The organism is Carboxylicivirga agarovorans, from assembly GCF_050589845.1.
In the GTDB taxonomy this organism is placed as follows: Bacteria; Bacteroidota; Bacteroidia; order Bacteroidales; family Marinilabiliaceae; genus Carboxylicivirga; species Carboxylicivirga agarovorans.
Window position 1 is genome coordinate 189,621 of record NZ_JBNGPA010000004.1, and the last position, 24,451, is coordinate 214,071.

The following is a 24,451-nucleotide window of genomic DNA, read 5'->3' on the forward strand; positions in this document are numbered from 1 at the left end:
CTAAACATTTGCAGGCACTTCCACCTGATTTTTCTTCTCCAGCCTTTTGGCGATCATTATTCCTGATTCGTACAATATAATTAAAGGAAAACAAACCAACAATTGGCTTATCACATCGGGCGGTGTAATAATAGCCGCCAGTAATAATGCCACAACAATTGAATGCTTTCTGTATTTAATAAGGAATCCGGATGTCACTAACCCTACTTTTGCAAGGAAATAGATGAATATTGGTAATTCAAATATGATTCCTCCTGCTAAAACGATAGAAGTTACAGTGCTGATATATGAACCCAGATTAACAATATTCTCCACCTTATCACTCACTTGATAGGTCCCAAGGAAATGCACTGACAAAGGACATATAATATAATACGCAAATAAAATGCCTATTGAAAAAAGCGTTGATGCGAAGAAGATTGCGCCCCGCGAATTATTAATTTCATTTTGATACAGAGCAGGTCTGACAAAACGCCAGAATTCCCAAAAGATATATGGAAAAGCAACAACGATACCTGCAACAAAAGATACCCAGATATGCGTGGTAAACTGTCCCGACATATTTATATTCTGAAAACTCAGCGGCACCTGATTTATGCACAACAGAGGCATTTCAAGCATTTGGGCCAGATTACATAACAACCTGTTGGTAAAGAATCCCGGGCTTGAGGGCGCCAAAATTATCGTATCAAACACAAAGCCCTTAAAGATGAAAGCAGCAATGGCAAATACCATTATACTACCAAAAGCTCTTACTAGATGCCACCTGAGGACCTCAAGATGTTCCAAAAATGACATTTCCTTATTGGTGTCTTCTGACATGTATTATAAAACTTAAAAAATGTATTATCCGATAAACAAAAGTAGAGTATCAGCCTTTAACAAAAAGTTAAAAATATTTAAACCCACACCTGCTCAACAGGAGCAATAAGCTCTATGCGAAGATAACATACCTGCACCTAAACACAAACTTTTGGTTAAACCAAAGATATTATCTAACTTCATTGAACGTTGCAACATATCCAATGGACAAATATGCCTCAATAAACACTTATTTAGATTGACATTAGTAGGCATATTTGATAAAAAATTAAAAGGTTATTTTATTTTTGTTGCAATCAATAATCGAGGATAACAAGTATTGCATTTAGGGCGCAATACGAAATAGGGATTTTGTTATGGCAAAGCAGGTAGATCTGAGTGCTAGTTTAAAGAAGCATTTTGGGTTTGATACCTTCAAGGGGAATCAAGAGGAGGTCATCAACAATGTTTTAGAAGGCAATGACACATTTGTTTTAATGCCAACAGGTGGTGGAAAGTCATTATGCTACCAACTTCCGGCGTTAATATTAGATGGTACGGCTATTATTATATCGCCGTTAATTGCGTTAATGAAAAATCAGGTTGATGCCATGCGAAACTTCAGTGAAGATGATGGCATTGCGCATTTCCTGAACTCTTCACTAACTAAAACAGCTATTAATAAAGTTAAAGAAGACATATTAGCTGGTAAAACCAAGTTACTGTATGTAGCTCCCGAATCACTTACCAAGGAAGAAAATATTGAATTTCTGAAACAAGTGAAAATCTCCTTTTATGCAGTTGATGAAGCACACTGTATTTCGGAATGGGGACATGACTTCAGGCCTGAATACAGGCGAATAAGACCTATTATAAGTGAGATAGGCGATTCTCCTGTAATCGCATTAACAGCAACTGCAACACCCAAGGTGCAACATGACATACAAAAGAATCTGGGTATGCTAAATGCGATGATATTCAAATCATCATTTAACAGGCCTAACCTTTATTATGAAGTAAGACCAAAGAATAATGTTTCTAAAGAGATCATTAAGATCCTTAAGAACTATTCCGGTAAATCATCCATTATATATTGTCTAAGTCGTAAAAAGGTAGAGGAGTTAGCAGAAACCTTAATTGTTAATGGAATTAAAGCCTTGCCGTATCATGCGGGCATGGATGCATCTACACGGGCTAAAAATCAGGACCAGTTTCTTATGGAAGAAACTGATGTCATTGTCGCTACAATAGCATTTGGCATGGGTATTGACAAACCGGATGTTCGCCTTGTTGTGCATTACGACATACCCAAAAGCCTTGAAGGATATTACCAGGAAACGGGCAGAGCAGGCCGTGATGGTGGTGAAGGCAGATGTATCGCATTTTACAGCTACAAAGACATTCAGAAACTGGAGAAGTTTATGCAGGGTAAGCCTCTGGCAGAACAGGAGATTGGCAAACAATTACTACTGGAGACCGTAGCCTATGCTGAATCATCCGTTTGCCGACGCAAAACATTATTGCATTACTTTGGTGAAAAGTATACGGTTAAAGACTGCGAAACATGCGACAACTGTGTTAATCCCAAAGAAGAATTTGAAGCAAAAGGAGACATCGTTAAGTTGCTTAACATGATACTCCTGCTAAAAGAACGCTTTAAGGCTGACCATATTATTAATGTTTTAACCGGTAATGTTAATACAGCCATTAAGTCATATAAACACAATGACATCCCTCAATTTGGCTCGGGTGACGAACATGATGAGAAACACTGGAATGCAGTTGTGCGTCAGTCATTGGTTAAAGGCTATATTATTAAAGACATTGAGTCGTATGGGTTGCTTCGCGTCAGTAAAAATGGAAATGATTTCTTAAAGAAGCCCGAGTCTACAATGATGACCAAAGACCACGATTTTGATGTGGTTGAGGAAGAAACAAACACAGGTGGCACTGCGGCGGTTGATACTACTTTATTTAATATGCTAAAGGATCTTAGGAAAGACTTATCTAAGAAACTCAATCTGCCCCCATTTGTTATATTCCAGGATCCTTCACTGGAGGCCATGTCAACTTATTATCCGATTTCAATTGAGGAATTACAAAATATTCCCGGTGTAGGTACTGGAAAAGCCTCACGTTTTGGTAAAGAGTTTGTTAAACTAATTGCCAGGCACGTTGAAGAAAACGAAATCGATCGTCCAATGGACATGGTTGTCAAATCGGTTGCTAACAAATCAAAAAACAAGATAGCAATCATCCAAAGCATTGACAGACAAATGCCTTTGGACGACATTGCCTCATCAAAAGGGATGGAAATGGACGACCTGATTAAAGAATTAGAATCAATCGTTTATTCAGGGACCCGCGTTAACATTGATTACTATATCGACCAGGTTATGGATGACGACCACCGTGACGACATCTTCTACTACTTCAAAGAAGATGCAGAAACAGATGACGTTCAGGCTGCTCTGGAAGAATTGGGGGAAGACCAATACTCAGAAGAAGATGTCAGAATAGTAAGAATTAAGTTTATTTCAGAAGTAGGAAATTAATAGCAATATCAAGAAAGGAGCCCAATGAGGCTCCTTTTTTTTACTATTTATTTGTCAATTCATAATTATTAAGCCCTGTTTTCTTTCATTTTAAAATCCTAGCAGCCCAAACAGATGACAATCGTCATTCTTTAAAAGCAGATCCAACTTTCATTTTCAATAAAAATACTACCACACGCTTTTAAATTACCAGATTACCATAAAAAACCTCAGCCTACCCCACTACATATAAGGCTTTTAACACATTTAAAACTACTCCACTTAATGATGTAAGTAATACTATTCATTTTTATCATTATGTTTCATTTCAATTATTTATTGAAATAATTTAGAATTATTAACATTCAAAACCTATTAAAATGTTATTAAAACATCTTTGATTTATTTAAATTTGTCGCTCATTCATAACTTAAAACGCGTACCAAAATGAAAGATGATATGCAAAAGAAGCTAAAACCGAGTAAGAAGGACCGGAAGGATATGATCCAATACATCAACCTTCAACTAGCCTCAATAGGCCAACCTTTATACTACGATGCGAGTGACGCCGATACCAAATACACTAATTCAAAATTCCTTTCGTTAACCGAGGGGTTGATTAATAGTTTCAAAGAAAAATCACGTCTGTTATCCGATCATCTTTCACCGGCTGACACGCGTATTCAGAACTTTTTGAACAGTTATTTAAGCGATGTTGACGTTGACAACTCAGAATACCGCTTACCAAATAAAACATTTGTTTTAAACCAGAAAGGTTTAGCGCGTGAGGTTAGTCTTCCGCCTGATGCCAATGAGTTTAAAAGTGACCTGGTAAGTTCGTATCGTCTTAAGCAGGGAATTCTTAACAATCCTGATAAAGATAAGCGTACCACTAAAGGAACGTTCCACATTGTTGAAGGTGGTTTGCCAGTTCCATTGGACAAAAAAGAGGTACCTAAAATTGCTTTTGCCAACATGCTAAAAGCCGCGGTTAACCCTGACGATGATATGAATATCCTACCTTTTACTTCTACTCAGGAAGAAAAGGCTAAAACAATGGTATCATTACTACTTCGTCCGATAGTATGCCCTGAAGTTCCTGGTGTAATCTCTGAAAAAAGCATGGAAGTTCGCTTTTTCGCTCCGGGTACATTGGTTAGTAACCTTGATTTTGTTGAGAATATTTTTGGTAATGCAGGTGATCATAACCTGGCCGAAAATGACTCAGCCTTAGATGTTGAGCACTGGACAGGAACTACCGGATGTATTATTCTTGCACCTCAGATGACCAAATTAAAGAAAAAAGACATTGGTCTTCCTCATTATGATGATGCAACAGAGCGTCAGCGTAAAGATGGCATGTGCTGGAAAGATGAAAACGAATTATATAACGAAGGTGGTGCATTCAAAATCACTTGTCGTGATGATAATGGTGTTGTGGTTACTTTGATTGGAGATAACTACTACGGTTATTCTAAAAAGGAAATCAAAACACAGATCAGCTACTCGGCCAACATGATTGGTTTGGTGGAAGAAGAGCACGCAGGTGGAGCTATTGCTTACCCACGTGGTATTATGAGTGACAGTGTATATGGAGATATTTTCTCTGCCAAACTTGGGAAATCATATTCGTTCGATGAAGCTATGGCTTTATTAGGCGACAGAGTTTCGGTATACCCTAATGGTTATGCTATTGACAAGAAATTCTCTAACATTACATACATTCAGGAGCACGCTGATATCGATATTGACAGAAGCCTGGTTGTATGGACAAAAGATGGTAAGGAAGAATCATTAAAACTTTCTCCTGAGAAGATCTACATTCACCCATCAGGTCATAAATTCCAGTTAGCGAAACACCCGACACAACCAATGTGGCGCATTGTTAACACTCAGCCTGAAGGTATCTTTTGTCACAAGCCATGTACAGTATCTGGTGGTGGTAAGTCAGAGATCTCTAAATCGATGCAAAATGCTATCCAGTACGGTACATTTAACATTGTTAATCTTGAAGAAGACTTTAAGGCTGCTGACGAAATCATCAACTATGATTTCTCTAATCGCTGGAAAGACATTCGTCCTGATGCAGAACCATCACGTCCATTCTTAAGCCCTAAACGTGCTTTAGGTTCCGCAGTTAAGCTATTAACTCCTTCTGATCAGTACAGCGATGAGTATAATGCTTTCTTAAACAGTATTCCATCTCACATTCGTTCATTGGTCCTTTTCATTAAGCGACTGTATCGTAACGAAAGCGAAAAAGGAAACTGGAAAGACTACATGTCAGTTGAGTTTATCAACGGTCGTGAAGGAACAACTCTTCAGTATAAAAATAATAAAGTAACTGCAAGTTACGTACGAATTGGATTTAACGAAGATGGTAACTGGTTATTACACAAATTGCGTTCTGACTTTGTTCCAAGCCAGAAAATACAGATGGAAGATGATATTTCAGCTACAATTGTATTGCCTGCAAGCCAGTTAAGCAACCTTAATCCTGAGTATAAGAACAAGAGTTACAAGGTAGTTACCAACTGTGAAAGTCATTTATTCCAGCGCCCTGATGAAGCAATTATCCGCGGATACGATAAAGGAGCAGAGCGTGATATTGTAACAGATGGAACTTTCTTAACAAACTACGAGCCTTTAACTAAGAAGGATGCTATTGAATTGTATGAAGATGCGATCAACTTTGACAAGTATACTCAACCAGTTAAAGACCTGTTGATGAAAGTGATCAACAGCGAGAAAGATGGTTATTTTGTTGTACCATCACACACTCGTATTGTTGACGGAACACCTACAAACAATCCACGTTACCTTGAGCGTAATATCTTTAAAGATGATATTATTGACAATTACCTGGGTGAAGTTGGTGTACGTTTATTCCGTAAGATTAAATCGGAAGAGCCTGTTATTGATGTTGTAAATGCAGTGTTACCAGGTCGTCGTAACAACCCGGTTGACAAGGAGAATGGCATCCGTCCATTGGCAGTTTACAACCCTATCCACTACCAGGAGCTTCCTGAATTATTCATGGATTTCATCTGTAGTTTAACAGGTAAATCACCATCAACAACGGGTGCTGGTACTGAAGGTGCATTAACCAAAGGGCCTTTCAACATGTTAGTTCCAACAACTGACCTGAACAATGCTCTTTTATCATATATCTTAACTGAGTACCAAGGTTTCAGCTCTGCAGCCGGATACGTTGGACAGAACCGTTTTGATCATGATATTTCAATCCTTATTCCTGAAATCTGGGCACGCTTAGTACCTGAAGATCGTGATCCTAAGTTATTGATCGAAAACGGCTCATTAGAGAAACTGGAAGACTTTGAATTCGAAGGTCAAAAAGTACTAGCCAGCCGTCTGGGATATCGTATCACAGAAAACTTTGCGTTCCGTTGTATGAACCGCTTGTTTGATGAGCCATTGGCTGTATTTAATGAGCAAATGCTTAAGCCAGAGCTTCAGGGAATGGAAGATTTCGTTGATGGTATTAACAACATTGTTGAAGCACAGCAAAAAGTAGCACAACGTTACTTCGAGGAAGGATCTGTTGACGGAGCAATTCCTCCATTGAAAATCTTACTTCATATTATGGCTTATGGCAATTATGAAGGTAAAGAGATCAGCGATCCTGAATTACGTAAATACTTTGATCGTGATTATGTGATCAATAGCGACTGGTATAAGGAACGTTTAGCATTAAAGCAAGAAAAAGAAGTAGCATTCCGTCAGGGTCAGATCACTTACCTTGAAAACTTTGCTTCCAATGCAGAAAACGCCGAAATTAAGGTCGACTTAGATATTGAAGAGCGATTAACTAAAGCTAAAGAGTTATTGGCTTATTCATCATCTGAATCATATTTAAAAGATCTTGAAGGAACGATTGGTGCTGATGTGATCTATAGAGGATAAGCACTTCAAGGTTATTCATTACAATACACAAACAAGGGAGAGGCAACTAAATAGTTGCCTCTTTTTTTATATCAATACGTGTTTATCTTCTTAAAACGGACTATCGCCAATTATCGAATAACAATGTATAACTAATGCCAAAAGCCCGGTTATGCTTACGGATTAATTAGCATTAAATTAATGCAGCATTCACATTTGCCTTGTCGCATGATAATATATTTGCCAAATAAACATCCGGCAAACTGAACCAATTAACTAAACACCATGCAACGAGGTACAATGCGTTTTCGCTTTACCCTACTAACCGTTTTGCTCATAACTACTTTTAGTGGTATAGGCTTTTATACTCATTTTGCTCTTCAAAATATTAAGAGCAACAATGTCATTGAAAACAACATCTACAATCTGGAAGCTTTAATGCTTCAGATGCGCCGTAACGAAAAAGATTTTTTGGCACGGGCAGTCAGGAACCCCGATTTTTACACAAAAAAGAACAGCAACTATGCTTTGCGTCTTAATGCCAACATGGATAATGCCTTAGCCATATGTGAGGAACTATCTAACACGCGGTTTATTCAAAAAAACAAGATGGAACAGAAAGTAGACTCCATCTGTGTATCATTAAATAATTACCATTACTTATTCGAACAAATAAAAACGCACGTACTGCTAAAAGGATTTAAAGACTATGGAATGGTTGGTGAAATGCGTCAGGCCATTCATGATATAGAAACAACTCTTAAACAATATAACGACAACCACCTGATGGTATTCATGCTGACGAGTCGCCGCCATGAAAAGGACTTTCTATTGCGCCATGATTTAAAGTACAAGGGTAAATTTTTAGATAACGCAGAAAAGTTCAGGACTGCAATAAATCAGTCCAACCACCAGTCTGGCTCCAAGGCACAATTAATAACATTGCTGAACAATTATGAAGAAACATTTATCAAGGTCGTCAATAAACAAGTTAATTTAGGATTAGATGAGAAAAGTGGCTTATTGGGCGAGCTGAGAAATGAGGTGCATAAAATAGAGCCGGTTATTCAGGAGTCAAAAACCATCCTTGTTGAAGAGCTGACAGGACACACTCGTGAGATCACCTGGTGGATCATATTTTTTATCACGATTGGAGCAAGCTTAGTTGTTACATTCAGCATCTTTATTCTTCGCGGGGTCCGCAAGATGTTGGGAGCTGAACCATATGAGGTCGCGGAGATTGCCAAACAGGTGGCCAATGGCGATCTGGCAATTAGCAGTGAAATACGGAAGAATGCAAAAGGAGTATTGCATACCTTTGTCATCATGGTCGACACTTTGCAATCTTTGATGAATGAGATTGCAGAAGTGGTATCGCAACTTAATAAAACCAGTCATGCCTTAGCTTCAACATCGGGTGACATGTCACAGGGTGCATTGACACAGGCATCGTCATTTGAAGAAATTGCAAGCTCAATGGAGGAGATCAACTCCAATGCGCAGCAAAACTCATACAATTCACAAAATACCTTTAAATCGTCTAACGAGGCCAGCAATGAACTTGAGAAGGTGAAAACTAAAGCTGGTGATTCTTACGAAACAGTAAAAACAATCAGCGATAAGGTTCGTGTTATAACAGAAATAGCCAATCAAACCAATATTTTGGCGCTAAATGCGGCCATTGAAGCATCACGTGTCGGTGTGCATGGCAAAGGCTTTGCTGTTGTAGCCCAGGAAGTGAAAAAACTCGCTGAGAAGACACGAGAGGAAGCACAGGAGATTGTTACCATGGCTAATGAAAGTCTTGAAGTTTCAACCCTAACCACAGATAGTCTTTTTAAGATCATCCCAACGGTTAAAGAAAATGCATCACTAATTGAAGAGATTGCTATGGCCAGTAACGAGCAATCCAATGGTATTAATCAGGTAACAACCAGCCTTCAGGAAATCAATCATATTACTCAGCTGAACGCAGCTGCCTCTGAAAAGATGACGCACACCATCAATGAACTCAATGAGCAATCATCTAAACTTAAGACTGTATTGGAACATTTTCAGGTAAACAATGAAAGCCAGTTACACTAATACCAGAAAATAGTATGAAACGAAAAGGATTAATGTGTAACACGTCAAGTTACCAAGCTTAATTAAACTGCTATTCTATAGCATAAAAAACTCATGTGTTTAAATAATTGTTCTTAAGCGTTCTGTCATTTTTTAGAATAACCAGGCAACATAGAAAAAAAGAGCAGGAGCACCGAACAGCAGAAAGGAGAAGAACTCTCAAGGAAACTAACATTTGCAGATCTCAAGCTCCCAAAAGTGCCAAAGCATTACACAATCTAAACAGAGCTATGAGAATAAAAAAGTATAATTAAAATACACATCTATAGTTGGGATGGTGTCCTGCTCTCAATTTTAACGTATAGTAAAAAAACTCGGGCCTACCTCTGACGTTTCAAAGGATTTAAGACCTCATAAAATTGAGAAAGAACCTGGAATGTTATGGTGGGAAAACTACTACTTCTTATCTACGCATTTTGCGTAATTATTATTTACAGATTTATAAACCTATTGTCACAAATATTCATTTTTTGTGTCTGCACACCTTATCACTAAAAGGGTTTATAAGAAAGAAAAGCGCGATTTAAAGCTTTATTATAACACTGTCATACTGACAGTTACAAAAAACCACCATTCAATAAACGATAGGCAGTAAGTTTCATTATAAGATAAAACCAACAGGGGGATTTTTGCGGTTGCAAAGATGCACAATTAAAGTGAAATAAGTGGTGGGAAAACAACTACTTCTTATATACGCATTTTACGTAATTTTTATCACCACTCAGGCAATTCATAAAAGTTACAGTGTAATGATTCATGAAGCAATCACATAACGATTCCATTAGTTAATGGCGAGACAAGACTCTGTATTGGCTAATTGGTTTCACACTTTTTGTTTTTGTACTTTTGCAGCATGATGAAGTATTTGATTTTGCAATACCCCGGTCATAACCGTGTGTATTATAATGTGGCGGCACAACTGGCTGTATCGGAATTAAGCATTGCTGCCAAACGTTTAAGCGTTGGTTGTCAGAAAATAGACTTTGAAGATGTTTGTGGGGTACGCTATATCACCATTACCCTGGATGATGAGTTAAGCCCTGAAGACATTGCAATCTTGTCACGCCTGTCATTTGTATTTGCAATATTTAATCAGTTTGGCCTGCATGCCGATGATGGCCTGGCTCCTATCCCAATGGCTAACTTTCAGTACATCGACAGCAAAATCAGCACTATACAGAAGTACGCCGGCAAAACCAATGAACTATTCACAAAAATGATGGTGAACGTAGCTCTACTGGCCAGTGACTTTAGTTATGATGATGCCATTACATTGCTGGATCCCGTTGCGGGACGAGGCACCACCTTAAACGAAGCTACTGTCTATGGCTTTAATGCCTTTGGTATTGAAATAGAGAATAAATCGGTGCACGAAAATCAAATCTTCTTTAAAAAGTACCTTCAAAACGAGCGCTATAAGTTCACAGCAGATAAGCGTATGGTTTATGGCAAAAATAAGAAAGAAGCTATTTACATGCACGAGTTTGAATACGCCAACAGTAAAGAAGCTTTTAAAAACAAAGAAGAGCGCAAACAGCTGGGGCTTATCTGCGGCAATTCACAAGATGCCGATAAATACTATAAAAAGAACAGTTTTAACATTATAGCAGGTGATTTACCTTATGGCATTGCACATGGCAATACTGGCGCAAACAAAAGCTCAACCGGTACACGTAATCCATCGGAACTGATTGAATCATGTCTGCCGGCCTGGAAAGCGGTGCTGAAAAAGGGAGGTACCATTGTACTGGCCTGGAATAGCTTTGTAGCGCCGAAACAAAAGCTGGCAGAGCTTTTTACAAAACATGGCTTGAAGGTACTTGGTAAAGGACCATATGAGGGATTTGAACACATGGTGGATAAATCAATTAAGCGCGATATAATAGTTGCTAAAAAGGTATAGAGAATAGCTTATATTCACTGATCCTCCTCACAAGGGAGGATTAACAAATCTATAATTGGCAGGTGTGCATCTGCCATTACAGATAACAGATCTTACAATGAGTCACAATTTTACTCCATGTACTTTTTAATGCTCCCGGGTAAGCGTCCTTTCCACTGTTTCAGAAGCTGCCCTTCTTTATCGAAAAGCAAATAAGAAGGTGCTACTTCCAGCTTCAAAGCACTACTGATTGTTCCTTCACTATCACACAGGTTTATATAACCCGATCTGCTGTAGTTGTTAATAACATAGGACTTCCAGAAATTATAATCAGCTGCATTCCAAACAATAACAATGTCTAACTTATCTTTTAACTCCTGACCAAGGTCATCCAGCTTTGGCAATTCCTTCATACACCCACGGCAGCCAACAAAAGAAAAATCAAGTAAGAGGTATTTTTCTGAATTCGGCGCTATAGTTTGCACAACACTATCTTTATTTAAAGCCAATAGACATTCAAGCCTTTTCTGTTCAAAATCATACGATAGATTCGGAGTGGTGCCGTTTTGCGCAAAGACAAGGTTGGCAGCTAACAGCATTATTACAAAACCAGCAGATCGTTTCAGATGTCTCATAAGCGGAATATGTATCGTATATCAGGTTATCAATCCTCTTAATATCATGCAGTTTATAGCCCTTAACTAATTGCAAAAATGACGAAAGACAAAAAGAGCAAACCATCCATAAAACTATCTAAAATAAAGAAACATAACAAATCTACAAAATCATTTACAGGTATTAAACATTCATTTTCAACCCATCTGGCATTTAACCCCGCTTCATATTGACAAGTAACAGTCATCCTCGTACTTTGCTTTAAGCAGATAATAATGCAGAAACTTTAAATACCAGCAAAATGAAAATTAACAAAGAGGAGATACCTGTAATCATGTCTGGTTCAGGTACCGTATTACGTTCACAAAAGCACCTGGGAAAAATGACGGCCAGTTACAATGAAATGACTGCCGGAACAGATTTTGGACCACACTTAAGAGGGCTAAAAAAGGATCATTGTCATTGTAGTCATTATGGCGCTGTACTTGAAGGAACTTTACTTATTACATATGACAATGGAGAAGAGGAACTTATTAAAGACGGTGATATTTTTTATATTCCACCCGGTCACTCTGCAAAAGTTGAGAGAGATCTGAAAATTATCGTATTCAGCACCACTAAAGAACACACTGAGGTCCTAAATCATGTTGTTAAAAGTATAGGAGAGCTTAATAATATGACTAAGATTTAAATCATTGTCAGGCTACTTTTTAATCAGCCATTTATGTAAATTGCATCATATAATTTTAACCCCATTATGCTTTTAAACTATATCAACTGGAACCCCGACCCTGAGATTGTCAATCTTTTTGGCGTCTCTATACGCTATTATGGCTTATTGTTTGTTACAGGTTTATTGTTAAGTATACTGGTATTACACTATTTATACAAGCAAGAAGGACTGCCCAAGTCACACCTGGATAAGCTGACTAATTTTGGATTGATTGGAATTGTTGTTGGTGCTCGACTGGGGCATTGTTTATTCTACGAACCTTCCTATTACCTGGCTCATCCTGTAGAAATGTTACTGCCCATAAAAATACTTGAATCGGGAGGTATTGAACTTACAGGTTACAAAGGTTTGGCCAGTCATGGTGGCGCATTAGGTTTAATTATTGCATTAATCATCTATTCACGAATAACAAAACACAAATTGATCGATGCCCTCGATCTCTTAGCAATTGCAGCAGGCTTAGGTGCGGGATTTATCCGTTTGGCCAACCTGATGAATTCAGAGATCGTAGGACAACCCAGCGATGTTCCCTGGGCTTTTATTTTTAAACAAGTAGATATGTTGCCGCGTCACCCGGCGCAGCTGTATGAAGCGATCTGTTACTTTCTTATTTTTGGTTTGATGATGTTCTTATATCGTACGAAAAAAGACAAAATCAAAAACGGGACAGCCTTCGGATTGGTGCTGACCCTTATTTTTACCACTCGCTTTTTCCTCGAATTTATCAAAGAACATCAGGTTACATTCGAAGACAAGTTAATGCTCAATATGGGACAAATATTAAGTATCCCCTACATTATTGCCGGCATTGTATTAATATTTGTTGGTTCAGGAAAACATCAACTTAATAACAAATAAACCTATACTATGAAGTCCTTAAATATGTTGTTGACAGTTTTTATTACTGTCTTTCTGTTAAGCTGTTCAAACAGCGATAAACCCAATCCGGAACCTGTCGAAAAATCGCTCACCATATTCTTTATCAACGATCAGCATGGTCAGATCGACAACTTCTCTAAAATTAAACACATTATAGATACGGAAAGGCTTCAAACAAATGTGATAGTAGCCTGCAGTGGTGATATGTTTTCAGGTAATCCGGTTGTAGACAATGCCAGCGAAGAAGGGGCTCCCATGATTGACCTCATGAATCGTATTGGCTTTGATATTTCAGTGATAGGCAATCATGAGTTTGACTATGGGCAGGAAGTATTAAAAAACAGAATGAACCAGGCCGACTTTGAATGGGTATGTGCCAATGTGGATATGAGCTCAAGCGATATACCTCAACCCAAAGCCTACCATACAATTAGCAAAGGGGATTTAAATATTTGCTTTCTGGGATTGGTTGAAACATACGGAAAGGATGGTGCTATTCCGTCGACGCATCCCAATAAAGTAAAGGGCATAAGTTTTGAAGATCATACGCATGTGACCGGCAACTATGCACAACTCAAATACGAAGAAGAGTGTGACTTGCTGGTAGCATTGACACACATAGGATTAAACAGTGATAAAGAACTGGCAAAACAACATACCTTTTTTGATTTAATTATTGGAGGACACTCTCATAGCAAAGCCCAGGAACTCATCAATGGTACACCTGTTTTTCAGGCTGGAAGTTATTTAAATCAATTGGGTAAAATCACACTGGTAATAAAGAATCAAGAAGTGATTGAATATGACTACGACATCATTGAGTTATCTTCTTATAGGGATTATGATGCAGATATGCAGCTATTGATTGATGACTACAACAACCTTCCATACCTCAAGGAAATCATTGGTTACTCACATAATGATCATGACCGATCGCAGGTTGGTTGCTTTTATACCGATGCCTTGCGTAACTATCTTGATGTCAATGTGTCCTTTCAAAATACGGGAGGCGTCAGATCAGGACTATATTCAGGCGATATATCCAGGAGGGAGATTTTTGAAATTTCGCCATTTAAAAACGGTGTTATCAAATACGAAATGAGTGTATTGGAAATAAAGCAGTTTCTTATAGGCAGTGCATCAGGCTTCTACTACTCCGGTGTTAGGATAGAGCAAAACGGGCAAACGATCATTATCCATGATTTGAGTGGCAATGAACTATCGGATGAGACCATCTTAACCATTGGTATTAACGATTTTATTCCGGCTGTACACGATGATTATTTTCCTGACGCAGGCGAATTGCAGCCATTAACTGCAGCTCAAACACTGATGGCATACCTGGAAGAGGGTGATGGACAGGTTGATTACCAGAATTGCAACCGCTATTTCAGATATCATTAAACAGAAGACAACAAAATACATATACCTCTATATTTCAATGCATTAACTATTGTGTTTGATAAATAATACTTGTAACTTCTCCTATTTAATTAAAAAGGAAGGTGTTATGAGGAAAAATTACAAGATCAACCATTGGGTAAGGACAGTAATTTGTTCTGCTTTATTCTTTAGTATTCCAGTCATTTTATCAAGCCAGGCACAACAGCACAGAAAAGATAGCTGGCAATTAATTACAGAAAATGCGGAATGGTCAGCCAGGGCGGGATTGCAAATTATTAAACTAAAAAACAGTTTGTTTGTAATGGGAGGCCGAACCCCACTTCAATCCAATATACCTGGTGATAGCGAAATATGGGGCGATGTGTGGAAAAGCGATCTTAAAGGTAAAAGGTGGACACAAGTTCTAGAAACCGACGACACAAAACACTGGCCCGCCAGAGCTTATTTTAAAGCTATAACAAAAGGTCAATACATGTATATTTTAGGCGGACAGAACTTCAACCTATTTGGTCCTTCAACTTTTTTTAACGATGTATGGCGAAGTAAAGACGGTATTCACTGGGAGCTTATGACAGCGGATGCACCATGGGTAGGTCGTGCAGGATTAAGCAGTTTTGTATTTAAAAACGAGATCTATGTCTTAGGTGGTTCAAAAAACGATGACGACATAATTGTTAATAATCAACCTTTGCGTGTTTATTTCAATGACGTATGGAAATCAAAGGACGGCAAAAACTGGGAGTTGGTAACCGATAACGCTCCTTGGCAGCCCAGGGCAGGCATGCGAATAGTTGTTAAAAATGGATTCATGTACCTAATGGGTGGCGAAAGTGGTTTTACTCCGGTAATACCTGGTACTCCGCCTCCATACTATAATGACGTATGGCGAAGTGAAGACGGTCAAAACTGGGAATTAATAACTGAACAAGCACCATGGTCGGCACGTCCCGGACATGAAGTATTGCTTTATAAAAATCAGTTCATCCTTTTTGGTGGTTTCAACCTTGACCCGGGATTTCCATTTTCATTCGAAGCATTTAATCCCATGGATATATGGATGAGCCATGATGGAAAAGAATGGGTGCGATTAACTGGTTCACCCTGGAATGCAACATCCCCTAAGGAGGTAAAATATGATTTCCATGCTATTGTAATACCAGGCACGAAAAAGCAAACACCTCCATCAATTTTAACTGTGGGAGGCGACCGTGAAACATTCGATTTCACAGACAATACAAACTATTTAAATATTGATAATGATGTGTGGCGTTTTTATCCCAATACCAGACACATCCATGCGACAAATCACAATTTAATAAACCAATCCAAGTTATTCAAAAAAGCATATCCTAATCCATTTATTCACAACTGTATCTTAGAGTATTATATCCCGGAAGATGGACATGTTAACATCACCATCTACGATTTGGCCGGTAATATTGTTAATGTTGTGACAGACAAGCATGAGCAAAAAGGACATTTAAAATATAAATGGAATGGTCGTAGCATTAATGATAAAACCGTGAAAAAAGGAATGTACTTTGTTAAAATGATTTACAAAGAAACAAGCGAAGCCACCATAATAATTAAAAAGTAATAGTTAAGCTTGTAATTAAATCCATAAGAACCTGTTTCAAAAAAAACTTCAGGTTTTTATGGATTTTAAATATTCAATGCATCCTTATACCAACAAATAGAATTAATAATTTAAAATAGAATGTTATGAAACGTACAACCTACATTAGCCTTTTCATACTATTTATTGCTTTTGCTGTAACAGCTCAAAGTAAAAACGTAATCAAAGTAGAAGGTACTGCCCGCATCAAGGAAGTACCAGAAGAAATTATTGTATCTGTTGATCTAACCGTTAAAGACAGTTTATACCAGGAGTGCTTTAATAAATCCATGGCTTCACTTAATGCTCTTAAAAAAGTATTTAAAAGCAATGGTATTGATCCGAAACTTATACAATCAAAAAACATATCAGTTAATGAAGACTGGCAATACAACCAGGGTAAACGTTCTAAAGTTGGTTATGTATCCAACATTTCATTGGAATTAAGAAGCTCTTTTACTCAAAAGTTCTCCAATGCACTTTTAAACAGCCTTGATCAGGAAAGTCTGAATATAAACTACCGCATTGGCTTTGGCTTTAGTGAAGAGCAAAAAACAAAGCTGAGAAAGAAAGCGATTGAACTGGCTGTTGCTGATGCTAAAGAGAAAGCTGAAACAATTGCGATGGCTTCAGGACTTAAACTATCAGGTATATCAAGTATTAGCTATGGCTCACAAGCTGCTTATAAAAGTCCTGTATATTTAATGTCGGAAACTACTTCTGATGCTGTATCTGCACCGACCAGCAGACAAAAATTCTCAGGTGTTGAGCTTAATCCTAAAGAGCAACAAATTCAAAAATCCATTTATATGGAATGGGCTTTTGAGTAAAGGCAAAGCTCTTATTTTGTATAAGTTACCAGTAGATCAATAAAAAAGGCTGTTCAAATGAACAGCCTTCTTATTCTCATATATTTTATGAGACGAATTCGAGACAAGCGTTATGCTTCTTCCTTCTTCTCACACTCTTTCTCACATTTCTCTTCGCATGATTTCTCACACTCTGTTTTTGCTACTTCGGTAGCTGTACTGTCTTTTTCACAACAAGCTTTTTTCTCGCCGTCAGTACATTTTGTGCTATCTTTTTCACAACAACCTTCTTTTTTCGCATCCTTATCGCAACAAGCTTTTTCAGCTTCTGCATCTACTGTTGCTTCTACAGCAGCTTTTTCTTTAGTTTCTTCTCCCTGAGCACTTGTTTTCATACCACATGATGAAACAACCAAAGCTACAACTGCCAATGCTAATAGAATTCTTTTCATTTTTAAATAGTTTGAGTTAATAAATGTATGTGAATGTAGTTTTAATAAAACTCTGATCAAGATAGCTTCCTACTTTACGTCATAACTACCATAGGGTTACAATTATAGATAAAATTATTTAATAACCCACTTTAATTATAAAATAAAGACTTTAAGCTTCTGTTAAAAATGCACTTTCAGATATAATAAAGGCGTAAATGGTACAGCATCAGAGTTGATATAAGCAAGATTTATCTGATCAAGTGGTACGCGCTCAAACTGGGTAAATTTAATATTATCGGCATCTGTCACGTTTAATACAGAGAGTCCCACTTCGCCGGTGAACTTTTGAGATGACAAACGATAGATCAAAGCCGCATCGAGGCGGTTGTAATCAGGCTCGGTATACTCTTCATTTCTGTAATGCGTATACAAGGGGAAGCCCGAACCATATACATAACTTGCTGATAAATGAAAAGATCCCAGGTTAAATAAGCCAGCCACCTTAAGTTCATGACGCTGATCCTGAAGCGCCCGGCGGTAACGGGCATCAACATAAAAAGGAAAAAACTCTTCTGTTTTACTTAAGGAGTATGATGCCCACACAGAATGACCCTTAAAATCTTTTTTACCGTAGAAATCAACACCGTAAGAACGGCTGTCACCATGGAGAATATAGTTATCATTCTGACCACGAAACATACGGCTTATACCATCATTTTCCTTAAAAAACGCGTCAATACTAAATTGAAATGTCGGTACAGTATAGGCAGCACCTGCAACATAGTGTGTCGATTCAATAACAGGTACCTCGTCATCATCTGCAATAGTCCAGCTATACCTGTAATTATTATATTCATCAACCACTGAACTCTTAACCAAAAACTGATGATATTTACCCCAGGCAGCATTCAGTTTTATATTACCAGAGGCTCTGTATGATATACTTACACGCGGGTCGAAATATATTCTATCGATAAAAAAGGAATGGTTATACCTCAAACCAGCAGTTAAACTCAGTCGTCTGTTAATATCAAAACGGTCTTGAATATGCAAATTCAATCGGTTGGCCCTTTCCGACAGGTTGATAAATTCAACATTAAAGGTGTCTTCAACTAATACAAGATCATTATTAACCCATTCCATTCCCAGGCTAAAGGCATGTTTTTCGCCAGCCAACAGTTTATTCTCCCACTTAAGTTTAAACTCACTAACATCATTTTGGACTCCTTCATTTCTGATAATTCTACTTATCGATGGTCGTCTATTCTCCCTTACTAAAGAATAGTCTGACTGGAGACCCGAATAGCTTGTTAATAGTGATGAAGAGTTGCCATTTGCCCATGTTTTACCGTAAAAGATGGTTCCTCCAAGCTGCCTGTTTTCTTCTTCTTCAACCCTGCTAAAATTAATATCGAATAACTGGCCTCTTCCATTGGTTCGTTCCTCGTTGTGATTGATATCTAACTCAAAATTATCAGTAGCATGTAAGAGGCTCACATAAAACAAATCACCATTATCACCTTGTAAGGAATACTTTACATTAAAATCACGGAAATTATATTCAGGCGATACTTTTAGATTTGGAATATCTTCTTTCCATTTATCCAGACGGGTTAAATCTTCCGAACCAAAGAGGTTATAATATGTTTGTCTGAATGCCAATACCAAAGCCGATTTTTGATCTACCGGCAACTCAACCATTCCGTTGAGTGTTTGATTATTAATAAACAGGTTGAGACCCGGTTGAAGGGTACTGCCTTTTTTACCTGTTATATCAACTATACCACCCACCACATCATCATTAGTAGCATCGTAGCCACCCTTTTTAATTTCAATATTTTTTGCCAGGTAAGGATTGACTGCACTAATATTATCATTGAAGTTCTTCAAGCCCCATATGGTAAATCCGTCGAAAGTAACCCTGCTTGTTCCTTCAGGACTTCCCCATATAATAAGATCATTTGGCTGCTCGCCGGCTGCCAGTATACCTGGTTGAAGACGTAACAAATTGAAGACCGAGTTATCACCATTCCCCGGCAAATAATTGGCTATATGATGGTTTAAGCTTGTTAATCCGGACTCCTCTCCTATCTGGGTTGATTGTTCAACAATATTATTGGTCACCACCACCTCTTTAATGCCAACCGCTGAAGGGTTTAAAACCAATACATGGTTATTGCCAGCCACCAAGGTGGTATCCAATATAAAGCAGCCCAAATGAGACGCGACAACCTGGTATACACTATCATCGACAAAGTTGAAGCTAAAAACCCCTTTTACATCAGTAACGGCCTGCTGACCATTGGCCATAATATGCGAAAAGGGCAATGGTTCGCCCGTTCCCCTTTCAATAATCTTTCCTACTAATGTGTAATTCTTTTTTTTCTTTTCTTTCTTGACAGGATAAATGATGTAGACTTCATCACTTTTCTCATAATCGAGCGGCAAACCTTTTAAAATAGTTTTTAGTGCTTCATCCGGATTTTTAAAACGTTGCCTGATGCTTATTAAATAGGAAGCCAGTTGTGCGTCATTGAACGAAAATTGCAGGTCATAGGCATCTCGCCATTCTATTAAAATTTCATTAAGGGGTTTAGACTGGTAATCCACCTCAATAGTTTGCGAAAAAACTGATGAGATGGATATACTCCAAACACTTATGAAAAAAATTAATAATCGTTTCACTAATCCTATTTAAGTCAAATCGTTATTCCTTTCAACTATCTAAAAGTAATCCTTTAATATGCCGATTTCATCATTGTAAAACAGTAAACACAAAACATTGGTCAAGCGATTACTTGCTCACCTTATATCCGTAACTTGTTTTTTCGTAGTTCAGCCCCATTGACCTGCAAATCATGTGCATCACTTCATCAGCCGAACGCTCACGTGAAAAGTTACCAGTATAAGCATAACCCAATGGCTCAGCCAGCTTGATTATGATTCCATACTGTCGTTCTACCTCTTCGAAAACCATCTCAATCTCAGATCCTGTAAAGTAAAACATTTCATTAACCCAGGAGATCGTTTCCGACATACTGATTTCTTCAGTGCTCAGCACACGACCATTGTTTTTAATGTAGGCCTGCATATTAGGAGTAATATCTGTTGACTCACCACTTAGAACACTAACAACGCGTACTTTTCCGGTATAGCAGGTTACTTTATAATCATTTTTACGGGAATAAATATTAAAGCTGGTACCCAAAACAATGGTTCGTCCCATTGATGACGTCACCTCAAAAGATTTGCCTTTCTGCACTTTAAAAAAGCCTTCGCCTTCAAACTGAACTTCACGGTTAAAGCGCCACCATAATGGTTTGTACTTTATTACCGAACCGGCATTTAATTCTATGCTTGAACCATCAGGAAGTAAAGCTGTCAGGTGTTGCCCCGCCTCAGCATTTACAGTTTTGGTATACAAGCGGAAAAATGCTGTTGTCCCTAATAACACAAGCAGAACAGCAGCCACCGACATTAGTATTGGTCGAAAAGATCTGATCTTACCTTTACCTGTGTCTTCTGTAGCTTTCTCTTCTTCCAGTGTTTCTTCTCCCATTAAGGCCTCCATCTCTTTCCAAACATCCTCCTTTGAACGCGAGTATGGCAGCTCAACCTTTGGCAATGACTTCATAAAGTCATCATCATTGGTCCATTGTTCGTTATTTAATTCTTCTTGTTTCATTGTACTGCCAGTGCTTGTCTTAAAAATTGCAATGCGTTTTTCATTCGCTTTTCTACTGCCTTAATGCTTAACTCCAGTCGGTCGGCTATTTCATGATATTTGAGTTCTTCATTACGGCTCATCAAAAATACTTCACGTTGTATTTCGGGCATTTCCTTCAGAGCTCTTTCGTATGATTGTTTCAACTCTTTATAACTCAACTCTTCCTCGGGTGACTGAATCTCATCTTTGTCAGGAGGCCTCGCTATAAATTCCTGCTCTGTTTTACTTCGCCTGTATTTACTGATAAAAGCATCTTTAGCCATTTTATAAAGCAAGCCAAGCAGTTCTTCAGGAGGCTTATCCAGTTGCTTTTCCCACAGTTTCATGAACACATCCTGTGCAATGTCTGTAGCCAGCTCGGCGTCTCCACAGCGATAATAAATATAATTACGCAATGGATCAAAATGCTCATTAAACAATCTTTTAAAATCTTCCCGCTTCAAAATAAAATAATTGGTGATCTGTGTTAGCTCATCTAATACGTAAAAGTAAAACCTATTTGTTTCGTTGTGAATATTATTTTTTTCGAAAAACCCGAAGAGGTACGTTTACCTCTCCGGGAACTTTTAGTTATGAGTGAACGGGAAGTTGTTATTCGTTGTTGTTTTCCTGACGCTTTTCGCGTTTGCGTTGGCCAATATAGAATTCTTTACTGCCTTCGGCTGTTGTCATTGTTGCTACGCGATCGCATTCCATATCTCCATAGTTGATGGTTGCAAACTCAACACCATTCTTGCTTAAAGAAACCTCACCTGCAACAATCCATCGGCATCCGCCTTTTTTGATCAATGGAGAAGTGATATCCCGGCGGTAAACATTACCATCAGAATCTTCACAGTTTACAAAGCCTGTGATTTGAAAAATATCATCACTGTGATCAAGCGGAGTATCCATACCTTCAGTCCAGGTAATAAGACGCTCGGCAACACGGTCAATGGTTGTTCCATCTTCCAATGTGAATGTTAGATCACGTACAACAGCTATTGTTAATGCTGTTGCATCGAATGTTTTAACACTTGTTCCGGCAATACCTATACCATCAACACTAAACTCGTTAAAGGTAACTGTGCGCACACCATTATCACGACGGGCAGCCGTCTGGTAAATTTCAATAATACCGGCGATCACACGACCATTTTCCAATTCTGTTCCTTCACCGTAATTTAAAGTAATAGTTCGTGGCCATCCACCTTCTTCTTTTACTATATGAATATCGGGACACTTTCCCCATTTGTAACGCAGGCGATAACGGTTCTGAGTATTTGTTCCTTCACCACCCGATTTAAGCGATGCACCTGTCTGCTCAACAGCCATTTGTTCTGCTGCTCCATCAGTACCTGTAAACAAATCTACTTCATACTCGGCTGCTTCGGCTACGTCATCTAGTGAAGCTTCTGTTGTAACAACCGATTCGGTGGTTGATTTTAAGTCAACATCTGAAACCGGCAGGTCCTCAATAATGCTGTCATTCTTATCGCATGATGCTAATGCGGCTACAACTGCTAATGATAATAATACCTTCTTCATAATTCTATTTTTATGTGATTAGTTAATTTCAAATTTGAAAGAGCGTGTTAATTCCTTTGAATATATTTTTGAGTGCTCTTACACATGACTACCGTATGACTTTACTGTTACCCTACCGAAAAATTGACTTTTTTTAAAAAAACATCATAAACGACTAACAGACTGACAATTAAAAAATCATTTTTTTTATTTATTAGATAACCATAGGCCAATACATAGGTGTTAACCCTTATTTTTATAAGTTTATAAGGAATAATAGCACCTGTTTATGCAGAACTTCAAAAAGGTGCTGTAGATATGAAACCTAAAATTTAAATCACATGAGAAAATTACTTATCCTATCGTTAATGCTTATACCACTGACAGTGATGGCAAAAAACCATGCCTTACAATCCTTTGAACAGGTAATGGACGCGCTAAAACAAGGTCAAACTGTTAGTGCTGTTTTTTATTATAAGGACTGCCAGCTAATAAGCGACAATGAAATAGAAGAGGAAAGTGTTGATGCCATTGGCGGTATGAAGATCGATACCTGGGAATATTTTGCAAAAGGTTCTATTCGCAACAAAGAGGCCTTTGTGGTAGCATCAACATCAAAGCTTATTGCCAATCCTAAAGGAAAAGGCTATGTATACAATTATGTAAAGATAAGAATATACGAGTCGGGCAAAGTAAAAATAACGGCTAACTATGTTGATTCCCTGACACATGAAGAAACCATGACCGAGAACTTTTTTACCACCGTTTATAATGGTAGTGAAGGAGCGGCTCACTTTTTTGCCCAGTGATAAATAATTGTTATTAATGATAGTCGCGGCCTCCACCGCGACTTTTTTATACTCCTTTTCTTACATTTGTGTCGATAATCCTTACTAATTGACGACAGAAGCTCAAATACAAACCGACTGGAAAACGCGCAAAGGCTATGAATTACTTTTTAACGAACATTATAGCCGAATGGTGTCGTATGCCTTTAATTTTTTGAAGGAACAGGAAGCTTCTGAAGAAATTGCCCAGGAAGTATTTTACCAGTTATGGATCAATCGGGAAAAGACGGAAATAAAAACAGCCATCAGTTCTTACCTGTACCGGGCTGTTCGTAATCGATGCATCAACCTTATCAAACACATTGATATTCGTGAAAATTATAAAGCCCACAATCAATATGAGATTGATAAAGCTGATGCTGAGCACACCGATACACTGACAGTTAGCGAGTTGGATTCAAAAATAAGAACAGCTATAGATAACATGCCCCTTCAGCGCAAAAAGATTTTTTTAATGAGTCGCTATGAAGAGATGACTTACAAAGAAATTGCTGAAAAAATGGGCTTGTCAAAAAAAACAATTGAAAACCAGATGGGAAAGGCGCTGCAGTATTTACGTGAAGAATTAAAAGACTACCTGCCACTGATTCTTATCTTTTTTCATCAAATACTAAATGGCAAATAGGGTTACAAGGCG

The 24,451-nt window shown here is 38.1% G+C and carries 18 protein-coding genes; 11 read left to right on the forward strand and 7 right to left on the reverse strand.

What is annotated here, in order from left to right:
* Window positions 1-822 carry a twin-arginine translocase subunit TatC gene (gene tatC / locus ACRD69_RS06770; RefSeq protein ID WP_430814314.1) on the reverse strand — a complete coding sequence of 274 codons (822 nt, stop codon included), beginning with the start codon at window positions 820-822 and terminating at the stop codon, window positions 1-3.
* A gap of 356 nt (window positions 823-1,178) precedes the next feature.
* On the opposite strand from tatC, the gene recQ reads away from it, so the two are divergent.
* The 4 genes from recQ to ACRD69_RS06790 all read left to right on the forward strand — a co-directional run bounded on the left by recQ (window position 1,179) and on the right by ACRD69_RS06790 (window position 11,265).
* On the forward strand, window positions 1,179-3,356 hold the full coding sequence (recQ, locus tag ACRD69_RS06775; RefSeq protein WP_430814315.1) for a DNA helicase RecQ: 2,178 nt from the start codon (window positions 1,179-1,181) through the stop codon (window positions 3,354-3,356).
* Window positions 3,357-3,782: 426 nt separating this feature from the next.
* Window positions 3,783-7,259, forward strand: a complete 3,477-nt coding sequence (locus ACRD69_RS06780; protein WP_430814316.1) for a PPi-type phosphoenolpyruvate carboxykinase family protein — start codon at window positions 3,783-3,785, stop codon at window positions 7,257-7,259.
* A gap of 264 nt (window positions 7,260-7,523) precedes the next feature.
* Window positions 7,524-9,323, forward strand: coding sequence for a methyl-accepting chemotaxis protein (locus tag ACRD69_RS06785; RefSeq protein ID WP_430814317.1), 1,800 nt, complete (start codon window positions 7,524-7,526; stop codon window positions 9,321-9,323).
* Window positions 9,324-10,215: 892 nt separating this feature from the next.
* Complete coding sequence (locus ACRD69_RS06790) at window positions 10,216-11,265, forward strand: TRM11 family SAM-dependent methyltransferase (RefSeq protein WP_430814318.1); 1,050 nt, start codon at window positions 10,216-10,218, stop codon at window positions 11,263-11,265.
* 110 nt (window positions 11,266-11,375) lie between these two features.
* On the opposite strand, the gene ACRD69_RS06795 is transcribed toward ACRD69_RS06790, so the two are convergent.
* Entirely contained in the window at window positions 11,376-11,879 is a 504-nt protein-coding gene (locus tag ACRD69_RS06795; protein WP_430814320.1) for a TlpA family protein disulfide reductase, read from the reverse strand.
* Between the two features lie 281 nt (window positions 11,880-12,160).
* On the opposite strand from ACRD69_RS06795, the gene ACRD69_RS06800 reads away from it, so the two are divergent.
* The 5 genes from ACRD69_RS06800 to ACRD69_RS06820 all read left to right on the forward strand — a co-directional run bounded on the left by ACRD69_RS06800 (window position 12,161) and on the right by ACRD69_RS06820 (window position 17,320).
* Window positions 12,161-12,550: a cupin domain-containing protein gene (locus ACRD69_RS06800; protein WP_430814321.1), complete on the forward strand. Its 390-nt coding sequence runs from the start codon at window positions 12,161-12,163 to the stop codon at window positions 12,548-12,550.
* Window positions 12,551-12,616: 66 nt separating this feature from the next.
* Window positions 12,617-13,450 (forward strand): prolipoprotein diacylglyceryl transferase, encoded by an 834-nt coding sequence (lgt, locus tag ACRD69_RS06805; protein ID WP_430814322.1) that lies wholly within the window; start codon window positions 12,617-12,619, stop codon window positions 13,448-13,450.
* Between the two features lie 9 nt (window positions 13,451-13,459).
* Window positions 13,460-14,875 (forward strand): bifunctional metallophosphatase/5'-nucleotidase, encoded by a 1,416-nt coding sequence (locus ACRD69_RS06810; RefSeq protein ID WP_430814323.1) that lies wholly within the window; start codon window positions 13,460-13,462, stop codon window positions 14,873-14,875.
* A gap of 106 nt (window positions 14,876-14,981) precedes the next feature.
* On the forward strand, window positions 14,982-16,472 hold the full coding sequence (locus ACRD69_RS06815; RefSeq protein WP_430814324.1) for a T9SS type A sorting domain-containing protein: 1,491 nt from the start codon (window positions 14,982-14,984) through the stop codon (window positions 16,470-16,472).
* A gap of 125 nt (window positions 16,473-16,597) precedes the next feature.
* A complete protein-coding gene (locus ACRD69_RS06820) occupies window positions 16,598-17,320 on the forward strand; it encodes an SIMPL domain-containing protein (protein WP_430814325.1) in 723 nt (240 codons plus the stop codon).
* A 110-nt stretch (window positions 17,321-17,430) separates the two neighbouring features.
* Here the strand turns inward: ACRD69_RS06820 and ACRD69_RS06825 are convergent, their stop codons facing one another.
* The 5 genes from ACRD69_RS06825 to ACRD69_RS06845 form a co-directional block, all read right to left on the reverse strand.
* The gene (locus ACRD69_RS06825; RefSeq protein WP_430814326.1) at window positions 17,431-17,751 is read right to left on the reverse strand and encodes a hypothetical protein; all 321 of its coding nucleotides are present in this window, start codon (window positions 17,749-17,751) and stop codon (window positions 17,431-17,433) included.
* A 162-nt stretch (window positions 17,752-17,913) separates the two neighbouring features.
* A complete protein-coding gene (locus ACRD69_RS06830; protein ID WP_430814327.1) occupies window positions 17,914-20,418 on the reverse strand; it encodes a TonB-dependent receptor in 2,505 nt (834 codons plus the stop codon).
* Window positions 20,419-20,527: 109 nt separating this feature from the next.
* A complete protein-coding gene (locus ACRD69_RS06835; RefSeq protein ID WP_430814328.1) occupies window positions 20,528-21,418 on the reverse strand; it encodes a FecR family protein in 891 nt (296 codons plus the stop codon).
* Window positions 21,415-21,903, reverse strand: a complete 489-nt coding sequence (locus ACRD69_RS06840) for an RNA polymerase sigma factor (protein ID WP_430814329.1) — start codon at window positions 21,901-21,903, stop codon at window positions 21,415-21,417. Before ACRD69_RS06840 ends, ACRD69_RS06835 begins: the two co-directional genes overlap by 4 nt.
* Window positions 21,904-22,051: 148 nt before the next feature.
* Window positions 22,052-22,987 (reverse strand): hypothetical protein, encoded by a 936-nt coding sequence (locus ACRD69_RS06845; RefSeq protein WP_430814330.1) that lies wholly within the window; start codon window positions 22,985-22,987, stop codon window positions 22,052-22,054.
* 320 nt (window positions 22,988-23,307) lie between these two features.
* Between ACRD69_RS06845 and ACRD69_RS06850 the strand changes: the two genes are divergently transcribed.
* On the forward strand, window positions 23,308-23,775 hold the full coding sequence (locus ACRD69_RS06850; protein WP_430814331.1) for a VirK family protein: 468 nt from the start codon (window positions 23,308-23,310) through the stop codon (window positions 23,773-23,775).
* 88 nt (window positions 23,776-23,863) lie between these two features.
* Complete coding sequence (locus ACRD69_RS06855; protein WP_430814332.1) at window positions 23,864-24,439, forward strand: RNA polymerase sigma-70 factor; 576 nt, start codon at window positions 23,864-23,866, stop codon at window positions 24,437-24,439.
* Window positions 24,440-24,451: the final 12 nt, after the last annotated feature.

What these genes read in the sequence shown, in the direction of transcription:
- ACRD69_RS06850 (WP_430814331.1), top strand. Translation starts at nt 23,308, where the DNA reads ATGAGAAAATTACTTATCCTATCGTTAATGCTTATACCACTGACAGTG.
- ACRD69_RS06780 (WP_430814316.1), top strand. Translation starts at nt 3,783, where the DNA reads ATGAAAGATGATATGCAAAAGAAGCTAAAACCGAGTAAGAAGGACCGG.
- tatC (WP_430814314.1), bottom strand. Translation starts at nt 822, where the DNA reads ATGTCAGAAGACACCAATAAGGAAATGTCATTTTTGGAACATCTTGAG.
- ACRD69_RS06845 (WP_430814330.1), bottom strand. Translation starts at nt 22,987, where the DNA reads ATGAAGAAGGTATTATTATCATTAGCAGTTGTAGCCGCATTAGCATCA.
- ACRD69_RS06795 (WP_430814320.1), bottom strand. Translation starts at nt 11,879, where the DNA reads ATGAGACATCTGAAACGATCTGCTGGTTTTGTAATAATGCTGTTAGCT.
- ACRD69_RS06800 (WP_430814321.1), top strand. Translation starts at nt 12,161, where the DNA reads ATGAAAATTAACAAAGAGGAGATACCTGTAATCATGTCTGGTTCAGGT.
- ACRD69_RS06810 (WP_430814323.1), top strand. Translation starts at nt 13,460, where the DNA reads ATGAAGTCCTTAAATATGTTGTTGACAGTTTTTATTACTGTCTTTCTG.
- ACRD69_RS06785 (WP_430814317.1), top strand. Translation starts at nt 7,524, where the DNA reads ATGCAACGAGGTACAATGCGTTTTCGCTTTACCCTACTAACCGTTTTG.
- ACRD69_RS06835 (WP_430814328.1), bottom strand. Translation starts at nt 21,418, where the DNA reads ATGAAACAAGAAGAATTAAATAACGAACAATGGACCAATGATGATGAC.
- recQ (WP_430814315.1), top strand. Translation starts at nt 1,179, where the DNA reads ATGGCAAAGCAGGTAGATCTGAGTGCTAGTTTAAAGAAGCATTTTGGG.
- lgt (WP_430814322.1), top strand. Translation starts at nt 12,617, where the DNA reads ATGCTTTTAAACTATATCAACTGGAACCCCGACCCTGAGATTGTCAAT.
- ACRD69_RS06820 (WP_430814325.1), top strand. Translation starts at nt 16,598, where the DNA reads ATGAAACGTACAACCTACATTAGCCTTTTCATACTATTTATTGCTTTT.
- ACRD69_RS06815 (WP_430814324.1), top strand. Translation starts at nt 14,982, where the DNA reads ATGAGGAAAAATTACAAGATCAACCATTGGGTAAGGACAGTAATTTGT.
- ACRD69_RS06825 (WP_430814326.1), bottom strand. Translation starts at nt 17,751, where the DNA reads ATGAAAAGAATTCTATTAGCATTGGCAGTTGTAGCTTTGGTTGTTTCA.
- ACRD69_RS06790 (WP_430814318.1), top strand. Translation starts at nt 10,216, where the DNA reads ATGATGAAGTATTTGATTTTGCAATACCCCGGTCATAACCGTGTGTAT.